This is a genomic window from Campylobacter sp. 2014D-0258 (assembly GCF_008000495.1).
GTDB lineage: Bacteria > Campylobacterota > Campylobacteria > Campylobacterales > Campylobacteraceae > Campylobacter_D > Campylobacter_D jejuni.
The window spans coordinates 1-24,320 of the sequence record NZ_VOAR01000011.1; the positions used below are offsets into that span (position 1 = coordinate 1).

The following is a 24,320-nucleotide window of genomic DNA, read 5'->3' on the forward strand; positions in this document are numbered from 1 at the left end:
GTATAAATATTTGTGTAAGTATTTATATAAGTATTTGGTGGGTTGAAAAATGGGGGGGGGAGGGGGGTTAAATGATAATAAAAAATACAAGATATAATATACTATTAATAGGATTGAAAGGCTTGACTTAGGGAAGATAAGTTCCCTAAGTTTAGAAATATTTAAAAAATTTTAATATTTTAAAAAATACTCTTGAATTTTTTTAGGATCACTTGTTTTTGTAAGTGCTAATATAAGCAAAACTCTTGCTTTTTGAGGATTTAAATCTTCAGCACTAATAAAACCTAATTTTTCATCTGAATCACTCACAGCAACACAACCTGCTACAACCCTTGAACTTACAACAACCTTAAGCCCTTTTTTTAAAAGCTCTTTTAAAACATCTTTTTGATTTTTGTGTATACTTCCTGCTCCACTTCCTGCAACAACTATGCCCTTAGTTCCATGTTCAAATAAAGCTTTTGCAGCGACACCACTACCATCATTTGAATAGCTATAAAGAATATCTACTTTTGGCAAACTTGTGAGTTTGCTTACATCAAAAGGAGCGTTTTTTGTGTGAGCTTTAGTAACATTATTATAGAAAAAGACTTTACCATCTACTATATAACCCAAATCCCCAAAATCAGGAGAAGAGAAAGCATCAACATTTAAACTATGAGTTTTTACTACGCCTCTAGCGCTTAAAATTTTATCATTTATAGCTACCATAACACCCTTATTCTTAGCTTCTTTATTGGCAACTAATGCCACTGCATTATAAAGATTTTTCGGACCATCCGCACTTATAGCAGTTGATGGACGCATAGCGCCAACTAGAACTACGGGCTTATCACTTTTAATGGTTAAATTTAAAAAATAAGCAGTTTCTTCCATAGTATCAGTACCATGAGTTATCACCACACCGTCTATCCCCTCAGCAAAAAGCTTAGCAATTTTTTTAGCAAGCCTTAACCAAATTTCATCACACATATTTGAACTATCAATATTTGCTATTTGCTCCCAACTAATATCTGCTAAATCTCTAATTTGCGGAACTGCTTTAATTAATACATCTATATCAATGGCTCCGGCCGTATATCCTGTTGTAGCAATAGTGCTATCAATGAAGCCTGCTATCGTTCCGCCTGTTCCTAAAATAGCAATCCTTGATTTAGCTTTTTTCATACATACTCCTATAAAAAGACAACATATAAATAATTTTTTAATCTCTTGTATATTAATTTTTTAATGTTATTAATGCAAATTATAAGTAAAAATTTTTATAAAATCTCTTTAACAACAAACTGTGGAGTTACCATTCCCCTAAATTCATTCTTAGAAATACTTCCAAGCAAAGAAATATTTTGATTCAATTCTGGCTCTTTATCAAAATTAAAAAATAAAGCTTCTATGGTTTTATTTTCCTTAGTTAAAACAAGCTTTAAGTGTTTTTCATCTTTACCTAGAAGTTTTTTATTTTTTACACAAAGATTTTCTAAAACAAAAAAAGGTCGTGGATTTTTATGTCCAAAAGGTTCAAAAGATTCTAAAATTTCAAGCATTTCAAAATCAATTTCGCTAGGTTCTAAGATTCCTAAAATTTCATCTGTATCCAAAAATTCACTTTCAGAAATTTGCGAACATTCTTTTTTGATTTTATTTTTAAATTGTTCAAAATTTTCAGAGTTTAAACTGATTCCAGCAGCACCTTTATGACCACCATAATTGCTTAATATAGAATTTGTCTTAGAAATTAAAGCTAAAATATCAATCTTGCCAACACTTCTTGCACTGCCTTTTAAGTGTTCTTCATTTTGAGAAAATACAAAAGCAGGTTTATTAAAATGTTTAGCTAAACGACTTGCCACAATCCCTAAAACACCTTCATGCCAATTTAAACCCGATACCACAATACAAGAATCGTTTTCATCGATTTGATTTAAACTATCTTCAAAAAGCTGTTTTTCTTCATCTTTACGACTTTCATTAAAACTAACAATTTGCTCTAGATATTCTAAAGCTTTATTAAAATCTTTAGTGTGTAAAAATTCATAAGAAATACTTGCATCATCCATTCTTCCAGCACTATTTATAAGCGGAGCAATTAAAAATCCTATATTATCAAGAGCAAATTTATCCTTTTGATAATAATGCTTAATAGCTCTAAAAGCAGCCCTTTTAGATTTGTTAATATGATCTATGCCACGCCTTACTAAAGCACGATTTAAATCTCTAAGTTCCATCATATCTGCAACAATTGCAATCGCCAAAAGTTCTAAAAATTTACACATGTCATATTTAAGCTTGCACACCTCTTTTAAAGCCGCTATCAAATACCATGCGACTTGAGCTCCACAAATTTCAATTTCTGGAAAATCACAATCTTTTTGCTTTGGATTGATAATGGCAAAAGCATCAGGTAAAACATCTTGAGGCATATGATGATCAGTGATAATCAAATCTATATTTTTTTCTTTACAGAGTTTGGCTGCTTCAAGAGCAGCTATTCCATTATCTACTGTTATTATTAAATTTACATCAAGTTCGTTGATGATCTCAGCATTTAATCCATATCCATCTTTAAAACGATTTGGAATTCTTATAATATAATCAAAACCTATATCATCGAAAAATTCTGCCATAATAACACAAGAAATGATTCCATCAACATCATAATCTCCTACTATGGCGACTTTCTCATTTTTTTCTACAGCTTCTTTGATGCGATTAGCTGCTTTATATGCATCCTTTAAACAGCATGGCAAAGGCAGATCACAAAGTTTGGTATGCAAATCTTTTTCAAAGCGTGAAGCCAAAATTTTTTTAATTTCATTTTTATTAATTATCTTCATAGTTTATAGCTGCCTTGATAAAACTGCAAATCACAGGATTAACATGCTCAAGTCTTGATGTAAATTCTGGATGAAACTGCACAGCCAAGAAAAAAGGATGACAGTTAAGCTCAACTGCTTCAATCAATCCTTTGCTTTCACCACTTACAATCAAACCGTGTTTTTCAAAATCTGCTCTATATTTTGGATTTGCTTCATAGCGATGACGATGGCGTTCTTTTACACTCTTTACTTCATTATAAACCTTAGCCAAAAGGGATTTTTCCTTGATATCACATTTATAAGCCCCTAAACGCATAGTTCCACCTAAAGGAGTTTTTGCAGTACGAATTTGTTTTTCTCCATTTGTATCCATAAATTCATCAATCAAATAAACCACAGGATTTTGGCATTTTTCATTAAATTCACTTGAATTTGCATCTTTAAGTTTTAATACATTTCTAGCAAATTCCACCAAAGCAAGCTGCATACCTAAACAAATTCCTAAAAAAGGAATTTTATTTTCTCTTGCGTATTGAATGGCTTTTATCTTACCTTCTACACCACGATATCCAAATCCCCCAGCAACCAAAATTCCACTCACATCTTTAAATACTTCAGAACTTTCCATATTTTCAAGTTTTTCACTATCTACCCATTTTAACTCCACTTTAGTATCTAGGGCTGCACCTGCGTGTATAATAGCTTCAGTAAGGCTTTTATAACTTTCTTTTAAATCCACATATTTGCCTACAAAAGCGATTTTAACTTCATTGCTTGGAGCTATAACTCTTTTTACCAAAGAGTCCCAATTTTCCATATTAGGTTTTAAATTTTTCAAATCCAAAATTTCAGCAATAGGGCTTAAAATATCTTGCTTTAAAAAATTAAGTGGAATTTGATAAATACTAGCCGCATCAACACTTTCTATCACGCAATTTTTTTCCACCCCGCAAGAAATAGCAATTTTATCTTTTAAATCTCTATCAAGAGCTTTTTCACTACGACAAATAATCATATCAGGACTAATGCCTATGCGCCTTAACTCGCCTACACTATGTTGAGTTGGCTTTGTTTTTAATTCCCCTGCAGCCTTAATAAAAGGTACTAGAGTAAGATGAATATTCATAGCATTATTTTTACCCACTTCCAAACGCAAAGCACGAATAGCTTCTAAAAAAGGCAAGCCTTCTATATCCCCAACAGTTCCGCCTATTTCAACGATAAGTATATCTTTGCCTTCTCCTGCTTTTTTAATGCGATCTTTGATTTCTCCTACTATATGAGGGATAACTTGAATGGTTTTGCCAAGATATTCTCCACGCCTTTCTTTTTCAATCACACTTTGATAAACCCGTCCTGTAGTAAAGTTATTATCTTGAGATAAACTCTCATCCAAAAAACGCTCATAATGCCCCAAATCAAGATCCGTTTCTGCTCCATCATCAGTTACAAAAACCTCTCCATGCTCAAAAGGACTCATAGTGCCTGGATCGACATTGATATAAGGATCAGCTTTTAAAATACTCACTTTAAGCCCTGAATTTTTTAAAAGTGTTGCGATAGAAGCAGCGGCTATCCCTTTACCCAAAGAACTTAAAACTCCACCTGTTACAAAAATATATTTTGTTTGTTTCATTGATAATAAGCCTTATTTTTTTATCTAATTATAGCTTGATAAAACTTTTTATTTCATTAGAATTTTAAGTAAAAAATGCAAGAATTACAAAAAATATTTTTATCAAAAAAGGAATAAGCATGCAAATCACTTTACTTTTTCACACTCCATTATCTGTTTGTTCTCATGCAACAAGAACTTGTTGGCAAAGCTTTGAAAAAGGCGATTGCGGTGGCGAAAAAGATAAAGAACTTATCGATCGCGTGGGCAACAAATTCAAACACGCTTCAACCTTAGAACATCTAAACTATACTTTTTATATACAAGGAATTTCAAGAGCTTGCTTACAAGAAGTTGCAAGACACCGTCACACTAGTCCTAGTGTAAAAAGCACGCGTTATACCTTAAAAGAACTTCGCAATGAAGCTGAATTTAAAATAGGAGATTTTGAAAATGCAAGCCGTTATCTTGTGCTTTGTGGCAATGAAGAGGTTGATAACGCAAGCATTAAAGCCTTAGAAAATTTACGCACTATTTTACAAAAAAGCATTAGTCTAGATATAGCCAAATACTGCTTACCAGAAAGCTATAAAACTGAACTTACACTAACGATTAATGCAAGAAGTTTGCAGAATTTCATTTCTTTGCGTAGTTCAAAATCAGCTCTTTGGGAGATTAGAAATTTAGCAAATGCTTTATTTGAAGCCTTGCCACAAGAACACAAATTTATATTTGAACATTGCTTACATAAAGATATAGAATAAATCATACTAACTTTATCTTATTTAAAATATTGTTATGCTACCATTTATAAAATCAAGCTTTACGCAAGTATATTTTCATATACCTTGTGCTTGATTATAGTTTCTTATAAGGACTTTTTATGGATAAACAATTTTTTCAAGATTTTCTAATGCTTTCACAAGCTCATACTATAGCTACTCTTGCTATACTTTGTGTTGTTTTTTACGCATTAAAAAAAATGCGGGATATAAAAATCAATTTTTCTCTTCGCATGCTATTTGCGCTTTTAATGGGTTTGGGGTTTGGTTTTGCTTTGCAATATTTGGCAAATTTTCCAGATGCTGAAGAAGCAAGCAATATTCTTTGGTATAGTGAAACAAAACATTGGTTTGCATTTGTAAGTTCTGTTTTTGTAGCTTTTATAAAAATGCTAGTTGTTCCTCTTGTAAGCATTTGCATTATAAGAGTAATTATAGAAATTGATAAAAATATCAAAATATTCTCCTTGCTTGGAATAAGTCTTTTTTGGATACTCTTTAGCACAGCCATAGCTGCAACCTTGGGTATATTTTTAGGTTATAGTTTTGATTTAGGAAGTAATTTTGCCATACATGAAGGAGATAAACAAATTCGCGAAATTCAAACTTTTTCAAATATTATACTAGGGCTAATACCTAGCAACATCATTGCAGCTATTAATAAAGAAAATATTATAGCTATTGTCATTTTTTCTTTTTTTATAGGAATTAGTGCTAAAAAAATTTCTAAAAAAGAAGAGTATGAACAAGCCTTTAAAAGTTTTCATAATTTTATCCTAACCTTTTATAATATTATGATGAACATGACTGCTACAGTCATTAGATTTATGCCTTATGCTGTAGTTTGTATGATGGCTAATGTGCTTTTAAGCAATGGTTTTGAAGCTATCAAAACAGCTGGACTTTTTATAATGCTTATTTATATAGCTATGTTAATAATGTTCGGGGTGCATTTTTTACTTCTTGCTTCACAAGGGCTAAACCCTATAAAATATGCAAAAAAAGCATTTCCTGTATGGTTATTTGCATTTAGCTCAAGATCTTCTTTGGGCACTTTGCCTATGACTACTTCAACTTTGCAAAATAAATTTGGAGTTAATTCAGCTATAGCTAATTTTGTAGCATCTATAGGTACAACAACAGGACTTAATGGTTGTGCGGGATATTTTCCAGCTTTAGCGGCAGTTTTTGTAGCTTTTGCTACACATACACATATTGATTTTACATTTGCTTTAATGATAGTTTTGGTAGCTGTTATTGGATCCTTGGGTATAACTGGAGTACCTGGAAGTGCAACTATGGCAGCTTCTATTATGCTAACAGGGATTGGATTTGGTAATAATTTTGTCATGCTAAGTTTGATTTTAGCTATAGATCCTATTATAGATATGGCAAGAACAGCAAGCAATGTCTCAGGAGCTATGACTTCGGCACTTTGTACTGCAAAAAATCTAAAAGCCCTAGATAAAGAAATTTACAATTCTTAATCTTTTAAAACCCAATGTTTTTCATTGGGTTTTAGTATTTATTGGCAACCTTCACATTCTATGCTACGATCTGCAACATTGACTTTTTCACTATCAGGGCTTTCGCTTCTTAGATAATAAGTAGATTTTACTCCGAGCTCCCAAGCGAGTTGATAAATTTCATTTAAATATCCCCCACTTGCTTTATCAAGCGATAAAAAGATATTTAAACTCTGCCCTTGATCGATCCATTTACCACGCACAGCAGCAGCCTTTACAAGAATTTTTTGATCAAGTTCGTAGGCTGGAGTATAGTATTGCCAAGTATCAAGGCTTAAATTTGGCACAACAACAGGTATCATGCCACTTAAATTTTGTTCAAACCACTTTCTTTTGTAAACAGGTTCTATAGTCTGCGTAGTACCCACCAAAATAGAAATAGAAGAAGTAGGTGCAATGGCCATCAAATAACCATTTCTCATACCATCTTTTTTAACTTTTTCTCTAAGTTTAACCCAGTCGCATTCACTTTGATCAAATAAGCCCTCTCTTAAAGTTAAAGCTTTAGCCTTAGGACTTGCTACATCAATAGGAAAAATCCCCTTGCTCCAATTTGATCCTTCAAAATCTTCATAAGAACCTTTTTCAAGAGCTAAATTTGAACTCGCATTAATAGCCTCAAAGCTAATTTGTTCCATAATCTCATCGATTTTATTTAAATGCTCATCGCTTCCCCAATAAATCTTAGCCTCAGCAAGCATTTGTGCCTCACCCATGACTCCAAGACCTATGGCACGAGATTTTAAATTTGTATCTTTTACTTTTCTATGAGGATAAAAATTTAAATCTATCACATTATCAAGCATACGAATAGCCGTTGGCACAACACGCTCTATATCTTCTTTAGTATACACTTTGCTAAGATTTATACTTGCTAAATTACAAACGGCTGTTTTTCCATCATTTTTATATTTTTCCACTATATAAACTTTATTACCATCAATACTATCTAAAGTTGAGATTTTTTTGGCTGGTTTTTCATATCCCCCATCGATCACAACTTTTTGTTCTTCATCAAAATGAAGCTCATCTCCATTTTCAAAAACTACTTTGATTTGATAATAATTTGGCTCGGTATTTTGAAAAATTTCAGTACATAAATTTGAACTTCTAATAATTCCTACATGAGCATTTGGATTTGCTCTGTTAGCACTATCCTTAAAACATAAAAATGGCAAGCCTGTTTCAAAATAATTTAGCAAAATTTTCTTCCAAAGCTCTTTAGCTTCTACGATTTCTTTGGTAATGCTTTCATCTTTTTCATATTCTTCATAGCGTTTTTCAAAAGCTTCACCATATAAATCACACAAATCCGCCGTATCCGCAGGATCAAAAAGAGTCCATTTATCATTAGCTCTTACTCTCTTCATAAAAAGATCATTGATCCATAAAGCAGGGAAAAGTTCATGAGCACGGCGTCTTTCTTCACCTGAATTTTTACGCAAATCAATAAAATCACTTATATCCATGTGCCAAGGTTCTATATAAACAGCTATAGCTCCTTTTCTGGTTCCTAGCTGATCTACTGCCACGGCAATATCATTAGTAATTTTCAAGAAAGGTATAATCCCTCCTGCGGCATTTTTATGCCCATCTATGCTTCCACCCATAGCACGCACTTTAGACCAATCCCAACCTATACCGCCACCAAATTTAGAAAGCAAAGCCATTTCTTGGTAAGAATCAAAAATACCTTCAATATTATCAGGGGTTGATCCTATATAACAAGAACTAAGCTGATGGCGCGTTGTTCTTGCATTAGATAAAGTCGGAGTTGCAAGCATGAGTTCAAATTTAGAAATTAAATCATAAAATTTCTTCGCCCATTCTTGAGGATTAAATTCATTCTGCGCTAAAAACATCGCAATGGCCATAAACATTTGTTGAGGAAGTTCTATAGGCATACCTTTACTATCTTTAATCAAGTATCTATCATATAAAGTTTTAATACCAAGATAAGTAAATTGCATATCGCGTTCAGGTTTAATATAAGCATTTAAATCATCTAAATCGTATTTTTCTTTAAGACCAAGTAAGATTCTTCCTTCTTTTTCGCCCTTTTCAAAATACTCACGCAAATGATTATAGCGATTCATACCATTAACTTTTTTATATAAATCAAATAAAAAAAGTCTAGCTGCAACAAAGGTCCAATTTGGACAATCAATATCTATCTTATCTACTGCAGTTTTAATTAAAGTTTTTTGAATTTCTTCAGTTGAAATTCCATCACGAAATTGAATCTTTGCATCGAGTTCAAGTTCGCTTAAATTCACACCTTCTAAATCTTTTACAGCATCAGAGGTGCATTTTTTGATCTTAGAAACATCCAATTCTTCTGTACGACCATTTCTTTTAATAACTTTCATTGCCTTCCTTGCTTTTTATTTAAATGTTCTTTTAAAAATTACATCAACATTTTTTGTATAGTAGTTATAATCGAAACATTTTCTTACATCCTCTTCGCTCAAACTTTTTCTTAAATCTTCATCGCTTAAAAGCGCTAACAAAAACAAACTTTCATTTTTTTCATTGATAGCAGCCTTACCATTTTGCAAATCTGCCCAAACTTTCATAGCGTTTCTTTGAACTATTTTATAAGCTTCTTCACGACTAATGCCTTTAAATGGAAGCTCTAAAAGCACCCTCCCTGAAAATACAAGCCCGCCTGTAAGATTTAAATTTTTCATCATATTTTCAGGATAAACTAAAAGCTTATCAATCAAATTTGTAAGACGCATAAGCATAAAATCAGCCGTGATAAAAGCATCAGGCAAAATAAATCTTTCAACACTAGAATGAGATATATCTCTTTCATGCCAAAGTGCAACATTTTCTAAAGCTGGAGTTACAAAAGATCTAAGCACACGACAAAGCCCTGTGATATTTTCACTTAAAACAGGATTTCTTTTATGTGGCATAGCTGAACTTCCTTTTTGTCCTACACTAAAATACTCTTCAGCCTCATAAACTTCAGTTCTTTGAAAATGTCTTATCGCTACAGCGATTTGCTCACAACTTGAAGCTAAAATTGCAATAGCAGAAATAACTTGAGCATAACGATCTCTTTGGATCACTTGATTTGAAACAGGGGCAGCTTTAAGACCTAAATTTTTACAAACTTCTTCTTCAAATTCTAAAGGAGCATGAGCAAAATTTCCCATTGCACCACTGATTTTTCCATAGCTTATCACTTCTTTTGCATGTTCTAAAAGCTCTTTTGCATGCAAAATTTCATCATACCAAATAGCTAACACTAAACCAAAAGTGATAGGCTCTCCATGAATTCCATGACTTCTTCCTACCATTAAGGTATTTTTATGCTCCAAAGCACGCTTTTTGATCACTTCTAAAAGCAAAGAAACATCTTCTAAAATAAGCTCCAAACTCTCTTTTATCTGTAAAGCAACAGCCGTATCTATACAATCAGAACTTGTCATTGCATAATGCACAAAACGACTCTCTTCTCCCAAACTTTCACTTACACTTGTAAGAAAAGCGATAACATCGTGTTTTGTGGTTTTTTCTATTTCGTCTATTCTTGCAATATCAAATTTTGCATTTTTAAGAATTTTTTCGCAGTCTGTGTCATTAATGAGACCGAGTTTATTCCAAGCTTTTACAGCGGCTAATTCTACTTTTAACCACGCATCGTATTTTGCTTGCATGTCCCATTTTTTAGCCATGATTTCTCTGCTATATCTTTCAACCATCTTTGAAACCTTTTTAGCTATAATTTTATATTTTAAAAAACAGAAATTATATCAAATTATCCTAAGAAAGTTATTAAATGGCTTACATAAAAATAAAACTCTCAAATAATGGAAAAAAGGCATTTCAAGTCCTTATGGAAAATTTAAAAATTAGCATAAATGAAGCACAAAAACTCATAGACAAAAAAAGACTTTTTTGCGATGGAATTTTAGTAGAAGAAAAGAATGAAATTTTAAATGGTTTAGTAGAGCTTATAGTCTATGAAAACAATCCCAAAGGAGTAGAAATTGTCTTTGAAAATGAAGACTTTGCCATACTTGAAAAAGAAAGTGGGATCTTAAGTCATCCAAATGGTAGACATTGTAAATACAGTCTTAGTGATGAAATTTGGCATCTTTGGGGAAAAGAAGCTTGCGTAGCACACAGACTTGATAAAGAAACGAGCGGACTTATACTTGTAGCCAAAAATAAAAAAGCTCAAATTGATCTTAAAGCTTTGTTTGAAAAAAAACTGGTTCAAAAAGAATACCTTGCTCTAGCTAACGGAAAAATAGAAGAAAATTTTATAATTGATAAAGCCATAAATTTAGCCAAAAACTACGATGATGTAAAAACAAGGATGCAAATTTGTAAGGAAGGAAAACAAGCTATCACTGAGTTTGAAATTTTAGAATACTTTCCTAAAATCAACGCTACTCTTTTACTCTGCAAACCCTTAACAGGCAGACAACACCAAATAAGAGTGCATTTACACTATAAAAATCATACCATTTTAGGCGATCCACTTTATGGGCTTAGCAAAGAACAAATCGAAAGTATTTTAGATGAAAAATTAACCCCCAAAGAACGCTTAAAACTTACAGGTGCCTTGCGTTTGTGTTTGCATTCTTATCGTTTGAAATTTCAATATAAAAATCAAAATTTTAATATCAACTCAAAAATAAACATAAAAGAAATTTTCAACAATTCTATAAAATAAAATGATGTTTCACTACGCTACAATCAATCACTTTTTTACCAAATTTTAAAACAAAAAAATAATTCTTGCTAAAACTTTAAGTATAATTAAATAAAAAAGCGAGATTTTCCAAATGAAATTTGTTAATTTTATACAGGGTCAAAAACCCAATCTAGGAGTACTAAATTCTAGTGGAAAAATTGTAAGTTTTGATGATCTTGGCATTGAAACTAACGATATGAATGAATTTATTATCCATTTTGATAAATTTAAACACAAACTTACAGACTTGGATTCTAAAATAGCCTATGAAATTCCTCAAGAAAATTATCTAGCCCCTATTATAGAACCTCGTCAAGATATTATATGTCTTGGGATTAATTTTTTAGATCATGCCAAAGAATCTGCCAAATTTAAGGGTGAAAAATTTGAAGAAAGAGAATATCCTGTATATTTTGGAAAACGTTGCAATCAAGCTACGCCACCTTTTGGCGATATACCTTTACATGCAGATGTAACTTCTCAGCTTGATTATGAATGTGAGCTTGCATTTATTTTAAGTAAAGATGCTTATAAAATCAAAGCTAAAGATGCAAAAGATTATATCTTTGGCTATACTATTATCAATGAAATTTCAGCTCGCGAACTTCAAAAACGCCACAAACAATTCTACCGAGCAAAAAGTCTTGAAGGTAGCACTATAATGGGACCTTATATCACAAGCGTAGATGAAATTTCTTATCCTCCTAAACTCCAACTTCAAAGCTATGTCAATGATGAACTACGCCAAAACTCTAACACTCAATTGTTTATTTTTGATATTGCTTATGTCTTAGAAGAACTTAGTGCAGGCATGCTTTTAAAAGCTGGAAGTATTATATCTATGGGAACTCCTAGTGGAGTAGGTATGGGGTTAAATCCACCTACTTTTTTAAAATCAGGAGATAAAGTACGTTGCGTTATAGAAAATTTAGGAGAACTTTGTAATAAAATAAAAAATATCAATTATTAAATAATTTACTAAAATTATACTATAATGGCATTTTAAAAACTTAAATTAAGGCAGAAATTTATCATGAAAAAAATAATAATGATTTTATGTTTATCTTATGCAAATATAGTCTTTGCAGTAGATATGATAACCCCTATTCCAAATTCCATCTCTTATGATAAAGAAAAAGCTAAACTTGGAAAAAGTCTTTATATGGATAAAAGTTTATCCAAAGATGGAAAAGTTTCGTGCAATACTTGCCATAGGCTTGATCAACACGGTGTTGATGGGCTTGAATTTTCAATAGGAGTTGATAATCAACTCGATAAACCCTTTAACACTCCTACAACCTTTAATTCTGTGTTTAATTTTGTGCAATTTTGGAATGGCAGAGCTAAAGATTTAACAGAACAAGCTATGGGACCTTTTTTCAATCCAAAAGAAATGGGGCTAAGTCCTGAACTTCTTTTACAAAAAGTTAATTCAAATGAAAATTATGTAAAAACTTTTAAAAAACTTTATGGAGAAGTTACGGTAGAAAACATAGCTCTTGCAATCGCCGAATTTGAAAAAACCTTGATCACTCCAAATTCTCCTTTTGATCGCTATCTTAGCGGGGATCAAAATGCTATTTCAACTCAAGCTAAAAAAGGTTACGAAGATTTTAAAGCTAATGGCTGCATCTCTTGTCATCAAGGTCAAAATATAGGTGGGAATATGTTTCAAAAAATCGGTATTTTTGAAGAATACCCAAACCAAGAAGATTTAGGGCGCTATGAAATCACAAAAAGAGAAGCTGATAAAATGGTATTTAAAGTTCCTAGTCTTAGAAATATAGCCAAAACCGCGCCTTATTTTCATGATGGTTCTATACCTACTTTAGATGCTTGTGTTCAGTTTATGGCTTACTATCAACTAGGAAAATTTTTAGATCAAGAAACAGTTGACAATATAGTTGCATTCTTAGAAAGCTTAACAGGAGAATATCATGACAAATAAAAAAAGTTCATTTTTGATAAAATTTATTATCTTATCTATACTAGTTTTGACTTTCATTCTTGTTTTATTGGCTATTATTTTTAATAACTATTCTTCATCTAAAAATAACAAAGACTTGATAAACATAGTTCAGCAACTAGAAATTTCAGATGAAAAAATCAATTCTATTTTTCAAAATAGTTTTAATTTTATCAACTACGATCCAAGTGTGCAAGCGATAAAAAAAATGCAAGAAAACTTTACAAAACTTAAAACTTTTGGGATTGACATAAACAAAGCAGAAGAAATTTTTAATGCCAAACTAATCCAGCTTAATTATTTTAAATCCGCAAATTCCATAGCAGTAAATTCAAAACTTTATTTATTTGAACTAGCTAAAAATTATTTTGAAGAATTGGAACAAAACCATGAAACAAATAAAAACAACTATAAAACAATGAGTTCTATGTTAAGCGTTCTTTCAACTGAAAATATTTTACAAAAAACAACACTAAATCAACTCAACAATCTTATGAAAGAAATCAAAAATGATACAAAAAGTGAAAATTTACAACTTTTTTTAAAACACTATAAAATGATTGTAAAGCAAATTTCTATTATGCAAGATAATTCTTCTATTTATGAGAATAATTCTCTCATGAAAGAGTTAAAACAACTTAACACTTTTACCCAAAATACTATAGAACAATCTAATTTATTTAAATTTTATATCGCTTTAGCAGTATTTGGAATCACTCTTGTATTATTTGTATTTTTTATTTTATTAACACTAAAAAAAGTCATCATGCCAATTCATACTTTAGAAAAACTAAGCGCTAATTTAGCTAGCAAAGAAGCCAATCTACACTCTCGTTTAAATATAGATCCAAAAAGTGAGCTTGGACAAAGTGCTCAATATATTAATTCATTTATTTCCACCGTTCAAAACTCAATCATAGAAGCCATAGAAAATGCTAAATCAAGTCATCAAAATTCACAAAAACTCAAAAACAACTCTATGATGCTTGAAAACAGCTCTAATTCGCAACATGAACAAATTCAAGGAGTTAAAGAAATCACTCATGTTTTAGATGATCATATCAATCTTGCGGGAAATTTAGCACAAGAAAGTATAGAAAATATGCAAGATATGCACATACTAATGGATAAAGTAGAACTTACTCTATCTGAACTTGTAAATTTAATAAATGAAAACAATGAAAAAGAACAAAATATAGTAGCCAATATGGACAATCTAACCCAAAGTGCGGATAATATTATAGAAATCACAAACTCCATTAAAGACATAGCTGATCAAACTAATTTACTTGCCCTAAATGCAGCTATCGAAGCTGCAAGAGCAGGCGAACATGGGCGTGGATTTGCTGTTGTAGCCGATGAAGTTGGACAGCTTGCTGATAAAACAAGTAAATCTCTTTTAAACATCAATGCTACTGTTAATACTATAGTCCAACAAATCAATGACAACAAAGCCTTAATGGATCTTATCCATGATTCTATGAAAGAAACCTCTTCAAAAACCAATGATTTACAACAAGAACTTGTAAATTCTATGCATAAATTGGAAAGCTCTATAGAATCAACCCAAACCATGAAAGATAAAAGCATGGAAGTAAAAGATAAAATGCTTATCTTAGGAACAAATATAGATAAAGTTAACGAACTTGCAAATTCTGTTAAAGATTTATCATGTGAAATCAATAATATCTCTCAAAATGTTCTAAATGGTGCCTCTAAACTCTCCGAAAAATTAAGTAGCTTTCAGTAACTTTTTTCACGTTAATTTAACTTAACGTGAAATTTCAATAAAAATTTTATTTTTAATTTATGTTTTTCAAGTAAAATTAGCAGTTTTTATTTCAAAGGAGATACTATGGAGTTTCTTGAACTTTTATTAGTTTTAATCGCCTTGATACTGATTATCAAAAAACCAGAAAAAGAAAATTTGGCTTTTGGTTTGGTAATGGTAGCTTGGCTTTTAATGGTTTTTTTCTATGTTGGCCACAAAACAGGCGCACTATTAACAATAATGAATCTGTAAGGAAGGGCTAAATGAACGAAATCAATAAAACAAAAAATTTCTACACACTAATGTGTTTAGCAGGCTTTTTGATTATACTCTTGCCTGTAGGTATTGCAAATTTGATATTTGGTTATATGTTGGGCGATAGTCCTTGCACGCTTTGCTGGGGACAAAGAGAAGCAATGATCTTTATCGGTGTAATGGCGCTTTTCATTGTTCGTTATGGTATGAAAGGTAAATACCTTGCTGCTCTTTTAATCATGACAGCAGTAGGGCTTTATCAATCTTTTGCTCACTATGGTAATCACGCTCATAGAGATTTAGATCAAGGTTTTGGTTTAGCAGTTTTTGGTATCCATACTTATTTTTGGGCTGAAGTAGTATTTTGGGCTGTTGTATTGCTCTTAGGTGTGATTTTTGCTTTTGCTCCTAAATTTAATGCTTTTGAAGCTGAACTAAATGGAGAAAAGTTTAGAAAATATACTAAATTTAGCTTTGCAGCAGTTTTAATCAGTGCTATCATCGTAGCATCAAATGTTTTCCAAGCCTTTGTTAGCACAGGTATTCCTCCTTATGTAGGACAAGGCGATCCTGTAAGATTTAGTTTAAATCCAAAATACATCATTTGGAGTAAAGAAGGTTGGAATGGTTTATGGCAAAATATTTCTTTCTTAGGAAAACGCGATGTTAAAGCTCCTGATTATGCTTTTGCACCTGCAAGTGAAAAACTTGGCATAAAATTTGATAATGATATCAACAATGCTCCATTTGCAAAAATCAATGATGAGCTTAAAATCACAAATGAACAAACCATAAATTTTGACAAAGCCATCAATACTCTTGATTATATCAATAACGAATTTGTAGCAAGTTCTAAATGGGATGTAGCTTTCTTAGATAATAATTTTAGCGTTAAAGAAGGTTTTGAACTTGATCCTTATTTTTCAGCTACTATTGATCCAATCATCGGTATCATACCTTATATGAACGATAAATTCATTCTTATGGGCTCAAACAAATCTTTCTTAAGATTTGCAAAAAATCCTAATGCAAGTGAAGAAGATATCGCTAAACAATACGCTGACTTTGTAAAAGGCAATGATAAATTTAAAGGTCAAGGCGAAAGTTTAGGTCGCGGAAGACTTGATACCGTAAGAGCAAAATTTAACCATGTAGCAAGTATGACTACAGATGGAAATTATCTTTATCTTGCAACTGTTCCAAACAACAAAGACGCTAAAACTTTTGTAATCTCTAAAGTTTCTTTAAAAGATCGTGTTCTTTCAGGAGAATTTACTCCAAAAGCAAATCTTAAAGAAGGTAAAACTTTAGGCGATCTTTATGTAACTTCTATGACTTTTAAAGATGGGGAAATTTATGCACTTAGCAAAAATCACAATGTCATTGCTGTAATTGATCCAGTCAAAGAAGAAGTAGTGAAAACTATCGCTTTCCCAAGCTCTATCACTAATGCTAGAAGCATTTTCTTTAAAGATGGAAAAATCAATATTCTTTCTTATCAAGATGGAGCAAACAAGCTTTATACTTTAAACTAAGCTTTAAGTCCTAGTGAAAACTAGGACTTATATTTAATCTTATCTTTAAATCCTGCTTTTTCAAAACCTCTTAAACGAAGCAAACAACTATCGCACTCCCCACAAGCTTCATCTTCACTCTCATAACAAGACCAAGTAAGTTCTAAAGGTACATTTTCTTTTAAGGCTAGTTCTACAATTTTAGCTTTGTTTAGTCTAACAAGCGGAGTTTTTATACAAACTTTGAAATTCTTACTCGTACCTTCATTGATAAATTCTTGTGCCTTTTGTATAAACTCATCAGTACAGTCAGGATAACCACTGCCATCTTCTTCTACCACCCCTATAAAAATACTCTCACAATTTTCCTTTTCAGCCAAAGATCCTGCTATACTTAAGAAAATTCCATTGCGAAAAGGCACATAAGTGATAGGTGGAGTATCGCTTGTACAAAGCTCATTTTTAGGGATGTCTATACTTTTATCGGTTAAGGCATTGCCCCCTATATCTTTGATAAAACTCACATCTAAAATATAAGATTTTTCTACTTTTAAAGCCTTGCAAATTTGCTTAAAACATTCTTTTTCTTTTTCTTGAGTGCGTTGTTCATAGTCAAAATGCAAAGCGATGATTTCATAACCTTCTTTTTTGGCCAGATAAGCACACAAAGTACTATCCATACCGCCACTTATGATACAAAGTGCTTTTTTACTCATTTTTATCCTTAAATTTGCTATAATTTCACAATTTTAACGAAAATTTTTAAATTTAAATTGCAAAAAAAGGCAAAAGCATGATAAACATAAAACTCATAGAACACATTTTTAAAGCCGCTTCTATCAGTCGTTGGAATGATTATCCAAGAATGGCAAATTTGGTTGAACTTGACAAACAAGCTCATAAATTCATCATCGCATATTTTATCGCTAAAATGGAAAAAGATGTGGATATGAGAGTGATTATAGAAGGGGGAATTTTTGAGTTTTTAAGTCGTGTTGTGGTAACTGATATACGCCCTGATGTGTATCATGAAATCGTGCGTCAAAAAAAAGCTGAAGTTAATGCTTGGGTTTTAAGCAAAATCGAACCTATGATAGAAGATATAGAAGATGGGGAATTTCTAAAGCGTTTTGAAGCGTATTTAAACGGTAATGCTTATGCTAAAGAAAGACTTATCTTAAAAGCAGCTTCATATTTTGCTACAAGATGGGAATTTAACATAGTTTATCAAACCTCAGCTTTTTTAAATGATATTGATGAGATTAAAAACAAAGTTGAAGAAGAATTAGAAGATTACTATGAGCTTATAGGAGCTAGAAAAATTGCTTTAAATCAAAAAATAGCCAAAATTATTGATCTTAGCGGAAGACTTCGCTTTCAAAAACGTTGGGCTCAAACTCCACGCATACCAGAAACCGCGGTTTTAGGACATATGCTTGTGGTGGCGATTTTAGGATATTTTTACTCACTAAAAATCAAGGCTTGCGATAAAAGACTTGAGAATAATTTTTATTGTGCTTTGTTTCATGATTTGCCAGAGTCTTTAACACGTGATATTATCAGCCCTGTAAAATACGGCATTGATGGACTTCATGATATCATAAATGATTATGAAATGAAACTTATTAATGAAAGAATTTTACCCTTTGTACCTGAGGGTTTAAGGGCTGAGTTTTCTTATATTTTAGGCATTAGAGAAGGTAGAAACGGTGAGTCAAATTTTGTAAAAAATGAGTTTGAAAATCGCACTTATAAAAATGCTAAAATCGAGCTTTGCAGCGGAAGTTTAAGCTCTTTTAATGAAAATGAATTTGGTGCTATAGATGGTAAGGCGCTTAAATACTGCGATAAAATTGCTGCTTATATAGAAGCAGGACTTAGTATAAGTTATGGTGTAAAGTCTAAAGAACTTGAAAGTGGTTTTTTAGGAATGTATGAGTTTTTTAAAGAAAATCCTACCATAGATGGGGTGAATTTTTTTGAAATTTGTGAAAGTTTAAGAGAGTATTTTAAAATTTAAATAAGATTTTTATACTACTATTTTCAATATGTTTTAAATAAAAATATTATAATTTCAAATTTTATTTTGTATAAAATATAAAGGAGTTATTATGAAAAAATACTTTCAAAAGCGCTATACTTTAGCCTTTTTTATAGGTATATTAGCGGGTATTTTCGGAGCTATTGTTAAATGGGGTTGGGAAGTACCTTTTCCTCCAAGAAATCCCAATGTTTTTTGACCAGCAGATGCTTTAGAACGTGTTACTCCACCTAAAATTTTTCTAGAACAACTAGGCTTACCTACTGAAAGGTGCAGTTTTTGGATTTTTTGTTTATCTTTTTGCCCATGTTATTGTAATGCCTTTAATTGCAGAAGTTCCACCACTTTCTGAAATTCCTTTTGATGAACACCTGTCTGAAATTTTTGGCCATATTGTTTGGCTGTGGGGCATGGAAATAGTTCGTAGAGATATAAGAAATCGTATAACCAAAGACATAGAAGAATGAAAGGAAACCTTTCATTCCATATCTAAAACCGCACCTTTACTAGCATTGCTAACAAGTTTTTGATACATTCTAAGCCATCTTGAAGACACCTCTTTTTGAGGCAATGCAAATTCTTTTTTACGTTTAGCAATTTCTTCTTCACTTACATTTGCATGGATAGTATAAGCATCTACATCAATTTCTATTTCATCTCCATCTTTTAAAAGTCCTATAAGACCACCTTCAGCTGCTTCAGGGGAAATATGACCAACGCTTAAACCCCTTGTAGCCCCGCTAAAACGACCATCGGTGATTAAAGCTACATCAGCACCTAAACCCATACCCATTAAAAGTGAAGTAGGACTTAACATTTCTTGCATACCAGGACCCCCTTTTGGACCTTCATAGCGTATTACACAAACATTTCCTTTTTGCACCTTGCCTTTGATAATGCCTTTTATAGCTTCATCTTGAGAGTTAAAACAAACAGCTTTGCCTTTAAATTTTCTTTCTCCGATTATTCCTGCGGTTTTTATAACGCAACCTTGCTCGGCTAAATTTCCAAACAAAATGGCAAGCCCACCTACTTTTGAGTAAGCATTATCTACTTTACGAATGATATTTTCATCTTTGATTTTGGCATTTTTTAAGCGTTCTTTGAGACTTTCTCCTGTAATGGTCAGTGCATCAAGTTCTAAAATATGTCCTTGTCTGCTTGAAATTTCAGCCATAACTGCACTCACACCGCCTGCTTTGTGGATATCATCCATATAAACACTATTTAGCGACGGGGCTATTTTTGCTATGTGTGCAACTTTGCTTGAGATGAAATTTAAATCTTTAATATCTAGTGCCACCCCTGCTTCACGCGAAATGGCAAGCATGTGTAAAACAGTATTGCTACTTCCACCCATTGCCATATCTACTACCATAGCATTACGCACGGCTTTTTGAGTGATGATATTGCGAATTTTAAAACGCTCATCTAAGGCGATTTCACAAATACGACGCGCTGCTTTTCTTAAAAGCTCTTCTCTTTCTTTGCTTAAAGCTAAGATGGTTCCATTACCTTCTAGTGCTATACCCATAGCTTCGCATAAGGTATTCATAGAATTTGCTGTAAACATTCCCGAGCAAGATCCACCACTTGGACAGGCTGAACATTCTATATCTTTAAATTCTTCTTCGCTAATTTTTTTGGCTTCATAAGCCCCTACAGCTTCAAAAACAGAGCTAAGACTAATCTTTTCTCCTTTTTTAGTTACCCCTGAAGCCATAGGCCCACCACTTACAAAAATGGTTGGAACATTTACTCTTAAAGCTCCCATTAACATACCAGGAGTGATTTTATCGCAGTTTGGAACACAGATTAAAGCATCAAGTTGATGAGCATTCATCACTGTTTCAATGGAATTTGCGATGATTTCACGACTTGGTAAAGAATAAAGCATACCTTCATGTCCCATAGCTATACCATCATCTACACCTATGGTATTAAACTCAAAAGGCACACAACCATTTTTGCGTATCTCATCTTTAATGATTTTAGCATAATTATTTAAAAAATAATGTCCTGGGATTATATCTATATAGCTATTTGCTACACCTATAAAAGGTTTGTCAAAATCTTCATCTTTCAAACCACAAGCACGAAGTAAAGAACGATTAGGTGCTTTTAAATGTCCTTTTTTTATCGCATCGCTTCTCATTGTAACTCCTGATAATAATTTTTTAAAATTATATTTAGCAAAGCTTAATTTTTGTGAAATTTATTTTGATATACATTTTCATAAATGATAAAAATTATTAATTGACAAAAATATTTTTTTATAATACAATGCTTTTTGATAATCAAAAAAGGAGTCAAAATGAGACAATATGAAACCTATAAATGCCAAAAATGTGGTAATGAAGTAGAAGTTCAAAATGTAGGTGGAGGTAAGCTTAGTTGTTGCGGTGAAGAAATGAAATGTATCACTACAGATTTAACTGCAGTAAATTTGATGAAAGCTTTTGCGGGCGAATCTATGGCGAGAAACAAATACGATTTATTTGCTGATGTAGCTGAAGAAGAAGGTTGGCATGCGGTTGCTAGACATTTTAGAGAAGCGGCTGAAAATGAAAAATGGCATGCAAGAGCAGAATTTAAAGCTTATCATGAAATCGTTGATGGCAAACCTTTAGAAGTAACTACAAAAAACCTAGTAACTGCTGCAGAAGGTGAAAACTATGAGCACACAACTATGTATCCAAATTTTGCAAAAATTGCTGAAGATGAAGGTAAAAAGGCTATAGCAAGATTATTTACAGCTATTGGTAAAGTAGAAATCGAACACGAAAGAGAATATCTAGCGCTTAAAAAAATGCTCGAAGAAGAAGAATTTTTTAATAGTGAAGTAGAAGAATTATGGGTTTGTGAAGTATGCGGACATATACATCGTGGCAAAAAAGCTCCAGCAGCCTGTCCTTTATGTAAAGCACCAAAAGAGTATTTTAAACGCGAATTTTTGGGTTAAGTTAAGAAATTCTTATCCTTTTTAAGATAATATTATAATTATTTTTTAATAAAAGGATAAGAAAATGAAAAAATTACTATTTTTATTTTTTGCTTTAACGGCTTTTCTCTTTGGTGCTGTAAATATCAACACTGCAACACTAAAAGAATTAAAAAGTTTAAATGGTATTGGCGAAGCTAAGGCTAAAGCGATTTTAGAATACCGCAAAGAAGCAAATTTTACAAGTATTGATGATCTTAAAAAAGTTAAAGGCATAGGTGATAAGCTTTTTGAAAAAATCAAAAATGATATCACAGTAGAATAAAAGGGCATTTTTGCCCTTCTTTTTAGAAAAATTTGAAAACTTTATTTGACACAAAAGAACTTTTAAACGAATTTGATATAAATTTAATCGGTATTGATGAAGCAGGACGCGGTGCTTTAGCAGGTCCTATGATGATGGCAGCTTGCAAACTGAACAAACAACTTGATGGGTTGTGTGATTCTAAAAAACTAAGCGAAAAAAAACGCGAAGAACTTTATGAAATCATCATCAAAAATTCAAACTATCTCATACTTGCTTTTTCTTCAGAACAAATCGACGCACTAGGCTTAAGCACTTGTTTAAAAAAAGGCTTAAAACTTATAAAAAAGCATTTTAAAACAGAAAATAACTTCTTATATGATGGAAACACCAACCTAGGTATAAACGGGATAAAAACACAAATCAAAGCCGACACTAGCATTTTGCAAGTAAGTGCAGCTAGCATACTCGCAAAAGTTAGTAAAGATAGGGTGATGAATTTCTTAGCTAAAGACTTTCCTTGTTATGAATTTGAAAAAAACAAAGCCTATGGCACAAAAGCTCATAAAGAATTTATAGCTAAATTTGGAATTTGCAAACTCCACCGAAAAAGTTTTAAACTTTTATGATTATTTTGCTAAATTTTGATGCAAACTCAAAGCACATTCTATACCATCTTTTATAGCCCAAACAACTAAAGATTGTCCTTTTCTAGCATCTCCACAAGCAAAGATTTTTTTATGAGTGGTTTGGAAATTTTCTGTGCTTATGTTGTTTTTCTCATCTAATTTCACTCCAAAATTTTTAGAGATAGCTTCTTCGCACCCGCTAAAACCCATAGCTAAAAGCACTAAATCTGCTTTATAAGTTTTTTTAGAATTTGAAATTTCGACATTTATAGCTTTGCCTTCTTTAAACTCGCGTTTTAAATCATTTGCTTCAACACCTTCTACACGAGTTTTTCCTAAAAATTTCTTTGTCATTTTTTGATATTCCCTAGGATCTTTGCCATATACAGCAATGGCTTCTTCTAAACCATAATCAGTAGTAAAAATGTCAGCTTTTAAAGGCCAAGGATTGTTTTGGCTTCTTTGCAAAGGTCTTTTTGGACTTCTTTCAAAACGCACTATAGATTTAGCCCCTTGTCTTGTCGCCACAGCAATACAATCCACACTTGTATCCCCGCTTCCTATAACCAAGACATTTTTACCTTTGGCCGTATCTGCACCCTTGCCTGTTTTTAACAAGGTTTTGGTATTTTGCGTTAAAAAATCAAGAGCAAATTCAACCCCTTTTAGCTTTCTACCTTCTATATCAAGATCTATAGGCTTACTTGCTCCTGTACAAAGCACCAAAGCATCAAATTCTTTTAGAAGTTTTGAAACCTTATCTTTGCTGTCTATATTTTCATTCACTTTAAATTCAATCCCACTTTTTTTAAGCAAATCCACCCGTCTTTGAACTATACTTTTATCAAGCTTCATATCAGGGATGCCATACATCAAAAGTCCGCCTATTTTATCGCTTCTTTCAAAAACACTTACTTTATAACTTAGTGAATTTAAAGTATTGGCACAAGCAAGCCCAGCAGGCCCACTTCCTATGACAGCGATTTTTTTGCCATTGTATTGCTTAGGTTTATTTACTCTTACTAAATTTTCCTTAAAAGCATTTTCTATAATGGATAATTCATTATTTTTTATGCTCACACTAACACCATTTATCGCACACACACAAGAATCCTCACAAGGAGCAGGGCAAACACGACCGGTAAATTCAGGAAAAGGATTGGTAAGATCAAGTCTTTCATAAGCTTCTTTCCATAAAGAACGATAAACAAGATCGTTCCATTCAGGAATGAGATTGTTTAAAGGACAGCCCACATCTTTTCCTTCGCTCATCACACCCGTATGACAAAAAGCTACCCCACAATCCATACATCGTCCACCTTGAATTTCTTGTTCTTTTTTATCCAAAGGTATAGTAAATTCTTTGAAATTTAAAACCCTTTCCTTAGGAGCAATTTTTTTAAAATCCATTCTTTTAAAGTCTAAAAAACCTCTTGCATTTCCCAT

General features: G+C 32.2%; 20 protein-coding genes and 1 pseudogene. 13 read left to right on the forward strand and 8 right to left on the reverse strand.

Features of this window, described 5'->3' with window-relative positions:
* Positions 1 to 171: 171 nt before the first annotated feature.
* The 3 genes from SR62_RS00955 to SR62_RS00965 all read right to left on the reverse strand — a co-directional run bounded on the left by SR62_RS00955 (position 172) and on the right by SR62_RS00965 (position 4,452).
* Positions 172 to 1,179 carry a type II asparaginase gene (locus tag SR62_RS00955; protein WP_255005614.1) on the reverse strand — a complete coding sequence of 336 codons (1,008 nt, stop codon included), beginning with the start codon at positions 1,177 to 1,179 and terminating at the stop codon, positions 172 to 174.
* 83 nt (positions 1,180 to 1,262) lie between these two features.
* A complete protein-coding gene (gene recJ / locus SR62_RS00960) occupies positions 1,263 to 2,834 on the reverse strand; it encodes a single-stranded-DNA-specific exonuclease RecJ (RefSeq protein WP_002855578.1) in 1,572 nt (523 codons plus the stop codon).
* A complete protein-coding gene (locus SR62_RS00965; protein WP_002855601.1) occupies positions 2,821 to 4,452 on the reverse strand; it encodes a CTP synthase in 1,632 nt (543 codons plus the stop codon). The genes recJ and SR62_RS00965 overlap by 14 nt, the downstream gene beginning before the upstream one ends.
* 119 nt (positions 4,453 to 4,571) lie before the next feature.
* On the opposite strand from SR62_RS00965, the gene thyX reads away from it, so the two are divergent.
* Both thyX and SR62_RS00975 read left to right on the forward strand, forming a co-directional pair.
* Positions 4,572 to 5,195 (forward strand): FAD-dependent thymidylate synthase, encoded by a 624-nt coding sequence (gene thyX, locus SR62_RS00970; RefSeq protein WP_002853111.1) that lies wholly within the window; start codon positions 4,572 to 4,574, stop codon positions 5,193 to 5,195.
* A gap of 119 nt (positions 5,196 to 5,314) precedes the next feature.
* Positions 5,315 to 6,700, forward strand: coding sequence for a cation:dicarboxylate symporter family transporter (locus SR62_RS00975; protein ID WP_147502227.1), 1,386 nt, complete (start codon positions 5,315 to 5,317; stop codon positions 6,698 to 6,700).
* A 38-nt stretch (positions 6,701 to 6,738) separates the two neighbouring features.
* On the opposite strand, the gene SR62_RS00980 is transcribed toward SR62_RS00975, so the two are convergent.
* Together SR62_RS00980 and purB are read right to left on the reverse strand one after the other, a co-directional pair.
* A complete protein-coding gene (locus SR62_RS00980) occupies positions 6,739 to 9,108 on the reverse strand; it encodes a ribonucleoside-diphosphate reductase subunit alpha (RefSeq protein ID WP_002877929.1) in 2,370 nt (789 codons plus the stop codon).
* Between the two features lie 15 nt (positions 9,109 to 9,123).
* Positions 9,124 to 10,452 carry an adenylosuccinate lyase gene (gene purB / locus SR62_RS00985; protein WP_002857713.1) on the reverse strand — a complete coding sequence of 443 codons (1,329 nt, stop codon included), beginning with the start codon at positions 10,450 to 10,452 and terminating at the stop codon, positions 9,124 to 9,126.
* Positions 10,453 to 10,529: 77 nt separating this feature from the next.
* Here purB and SR62_RS00990 point away from each other — a divergent pair, with 77 nt between their 5' ends.
* From SR62_RS00990 to dsbI, 6 genes are all read left to right on the forward strand, one after another.
* Entirely contained in the window at positions 10,530 to 11,432 is a 903-nt protein-coding gene (locus SR62_RS00990) for an RluA family pseudouridine synthase (protein ID WP_002877921.1), read from the forward strand.
* 112 nt (positions 11,433 to 11,544) lie between these two features.
* Positions 11,545 to 12,423 (forward strand): fumarylacetoacetate hydrolase family protein, encoded by an 879-nt coding sequence (locus tag SR62_RS00995; RefSeq protein ID WP_002857697.1) that lies wholly within the window; start codon positions 11,545 to 11,547, stop codon positions 12,421 to 12,423.
* 63 nt (positions 12,424 to 12,486) lie between these two features.
* Positions 12,487 to 13,401, forward strand: a complete 915-nt coding sequence (locus SR62_RS01000; protein ID WP_002886505.1) for a cytochrome-c peroxidase — start codon at positions 12,487 to 12,489, stop codon at positions 13,399 to 13,401.
* Entirely contained in the window at positions 13,391 to 15,169 is a 1,779-nt protein-coding gene (locus tag SR62_RS01005) for a methyl-accepting chemotaxis protein (protein ID WP_002853148.1), read from the forward strand. The genes SR62_RS01000 and SR62_RS01005 overlap by 11 nt, the downstream gene beginning before the upstream one ends.
* Positions 15,170 to 15,274: 105 nt before the next feature.
* Positions 15,275 to 15,442 (forward strand): disulfide bond formation protein Dba, encoded by a 168-nt coding sequence (gene dba / locus SR62_RS01010; protein ID WP_002779270.1) that lies wholly within the window; start codon positions 15,275 to 15,277, stop codon positions 15,440 to 15,442.
* A gap of 11 nt (positions 15,443 to 15,453) precedes the next feature.
* The gene (gene dsbI / locus SR62_RS01015; protein ID WP_002859731.1) at positions 15,454 to 16,980 is read left to right on the forward strand and encodes a disulfide bond formation protein DsbI; all 1,527 of its coding nucleotides are present in this window, start codon (positions 15,454 to 15,456) and stop codon (positions 16,978 to 16,980) included.
* A gap of 20 nt (positions 16,981 to 17,000) precedes the next feature.
* On the opposite strand, the gene queC is transcribed toward dsbI, so the two are convergent.
* Positions 17,001 to 17,675 (reverse strand): 7-cyano-7-deazaguanine synthase QueC, encoded by a 675-nt coding sequence (queC, locus tag SR62_RS01020; RefSeq protein WP_002779268.1) that lies wholly within the window; start codon positions 17,673 to 17,675, stop codon positions 17,001 to 17,003.
* A 77-nt stretch (positions 17,676 to 17,752) separates the two neighbouring features.
* Here queC and SR62_RS01025 point away from each other — a divergent pair, with 77 nt between their 5' ends.
* Both SR62_RS01025 and SR62_RS01030 read left to right on the forward strand, forming a co-directional pair.
* Positions 17,753 to 18,979 (forward strand): HD domain-containing protein, encoded by a 1,227-nt coding sequence (locus tag SR62_RS01025; protein ID WP_002855588.1) that lies wholly within the window; start codon positions 17,753 to 17,755, stop codon positions 18,977 to 18,979.
* Positions 18,980 to 19,070: 91 nt separating this feature from the next.
* Positions 19,071 to 19,467: pseudogene (locus tag SR62_RS01030) on the forward strand (DUF1440 domain-containing protein).
* A gap of 11 nt (positions 19,468 to 19,478) precedes the next feature.
* Here the strand turns inward: SR62_RS01030 and ilvD are convergent.
* Positions 19,479 to 21,155, reverse strand: coding sequence for a dihydroxy-acid dehydratase (gene ilvD / locus SR62_RS01035; protein ID WP_002912903.1), 1,677 nt, complete (start codon positions 21,153 to 21,155; stop codon positions 19,479 to 19,481).
* Between the two features lie 159 nt (positions 21,156 to 21,314).
* Here ilvD and SR62_RS01040 point away from each other — a divergent pair, with 159 nt between their 5' ends.
* The 3 genes from SR62_RS01040 to SR62_RS01050 all read left to right on the forward strand — a co-directional run bounded on the left by SR62_RS01040 (position 21,315) and on the right by SR62_RS01050 (position 22,874).
* Positions 21,315 to 21,962 (forward strand): ferritin family protein, encoded by a 648-nt coding sequence (locus tag SR62_RS01040; RefSeq protein ID WP_002853081.1) that lies wholly within the window; start codon positions 21,315 to 21,317, stop codon positions 21,960 to 21,962.
* Between the two features lie 64 nt (positions 21,963 to 22,026).
* Positions 22,027 to 22,266: a ComEA family DNA-binding protein gene (locus SR62_RS01045; protein WP_002855574.1), complete on the forward strand. Its 240-nt coding sequence runs from the start codon at positions 22,027 to 22,029 to the stop codon at positions 22,264 to 22,266.
* 32 nt (positions 22,267 to 22,298) lie between these two features.
* Entirely contained in the window at positions 22,299 to 22,874 is a 576-nt protein-coding gene (locus SR62_RS01050) for a ribonuclease HII (RefSeq protein WP_002853153.1), read from the forward strand.
* On the opposite strand, the gene SR62_RS01055 is transcribed toward SR62_RS01050, so the two are convergent.
* Entirely contained in the window at positions 22,875 to 24,320 is a 1,446-nt protein-coding gene (locus SR62_RS01055) for a glutamate synthase subunit beta (protein WP_147502228.1), read from the reverse strand.

Bases quoted from the DNA above. Each gene is read 5' to 3' on its own strand.
- recJ (WP_002855578.1), bottom strand. From the start codon at position 2,834: ATGAAGATAATTAATAAAAATGAAATTAAAAAAATTTTGGCTTCACGC.
- SR62_RS00965 (WP_002855601.1), bottom strand. From the start codon at position 4,452: ATGAAACAAACAAAATATATTTTTGTAACAGGTGGAGTTTTAAGTTCT.
- thyX (WP_002853111.1), top strand. From the start codon at position 4,572: ATGCAAATCACTTTACTTTTTCACACTCCATTATCTGTTTGTTCTCAT.
- SR62_RS00975 (WP_147502227.1), top strand. From the start codon at position 5,315: ATGGATAAACAATTTTTTCAAGATTTTCTAATGCTTTCACAAGCTCAT.
- SR62_RS00980 (WP_002877929.1), bottom strand. From the start codon at position 9,108: ATGAAAGTTATTAAAAGAAATGGTCGTACAGAAGAATTGGATGTTTCT.
- purB (WP_002857713.1), bottom strand. From the start codon at position 10,452: ATGGTTGAAAGATATAGCAGAGAAATCATGGCTAAAAAATGGGACATG.
- SR62_RS00990 (WP_002877921.1), top strand. From the start codon at position 10,530: ATGGCTTACATAAAAATAAAACTCTCAAATAATGGAAAAAAGGCATTT.
- SR62_RS00995 (WP_002857697.1), top strand. From the start codon at position 11,545: ATGAAATTTGTTAATTTTATACAGGGTCAAAAACCCAATCTAGGAGTA.
- SR62_RS01000 (WP_002886505.1), top strand. From the start codon at position 12,487: ATGAAAAAAATAATAATGATTTTATGTTTATCTTATGCAAATATAGTC.
- SR62_RS01005 (WP_002853148.1), top strand. From the start codon at position 13,391: ATGACAAATAAAAAAAGTTCATTTTTGATAAAATTTATTATCTTATCT.
- dba (WP_002779270.1), top strand. From the start codon at position 15,275: ATGGAGTTTCTTGAACTTTTATTAGTTTTAATCGCCTTGATACTGATT.
- dsbI (WP_002859731.1), top strand. From the start codon at position 15,454: ATGAACGAAATCAATAAAACAAAAAATTTCTACACACTAATGTGTTTA.
- queC (WP_002779268.1), bottom strand. From the start codon at position 17,675: ATGAGTAAAAAAGCACTTTGTATCATAAGTGGCGGTATGGATAGTACT.
- SR62_RS01025 (WP_002855588.1), top strand. From the start codon at position 17,753: ATGATAAACATAAAACTCATAGAACACATTTTTAAAGCCGCTTCTATC.
- ilvD (WP_002912903.1), bottom strand. From the start codon at position 21,155: ATGAGAAGCGATGCGATAAAAAAAGGACATTTAAAAGCACCTAATCGT.
- SR62_RS01040 (WP_002853081.1), top strand. From the start codon at position 21,315: ATGAGACAATATGAAACCTATAAATGCCAAAAATGTGGTAATGAAGTA.
- SR62_RS01045 (WP_002855574.1), top strand. From the start codon at position 22,027: ATGAAAAAATTACTATTTTTATTTTTTGCTTTAACGGCTTTTCTCTTT.
- SR62_RS01055 (WP_147502228.1), bottom strand. From the start codon at position 24,320: ATGGGAAATGCAAGAGGTTTTTTAGACTTTAAAAGAATGGATTTTAAA.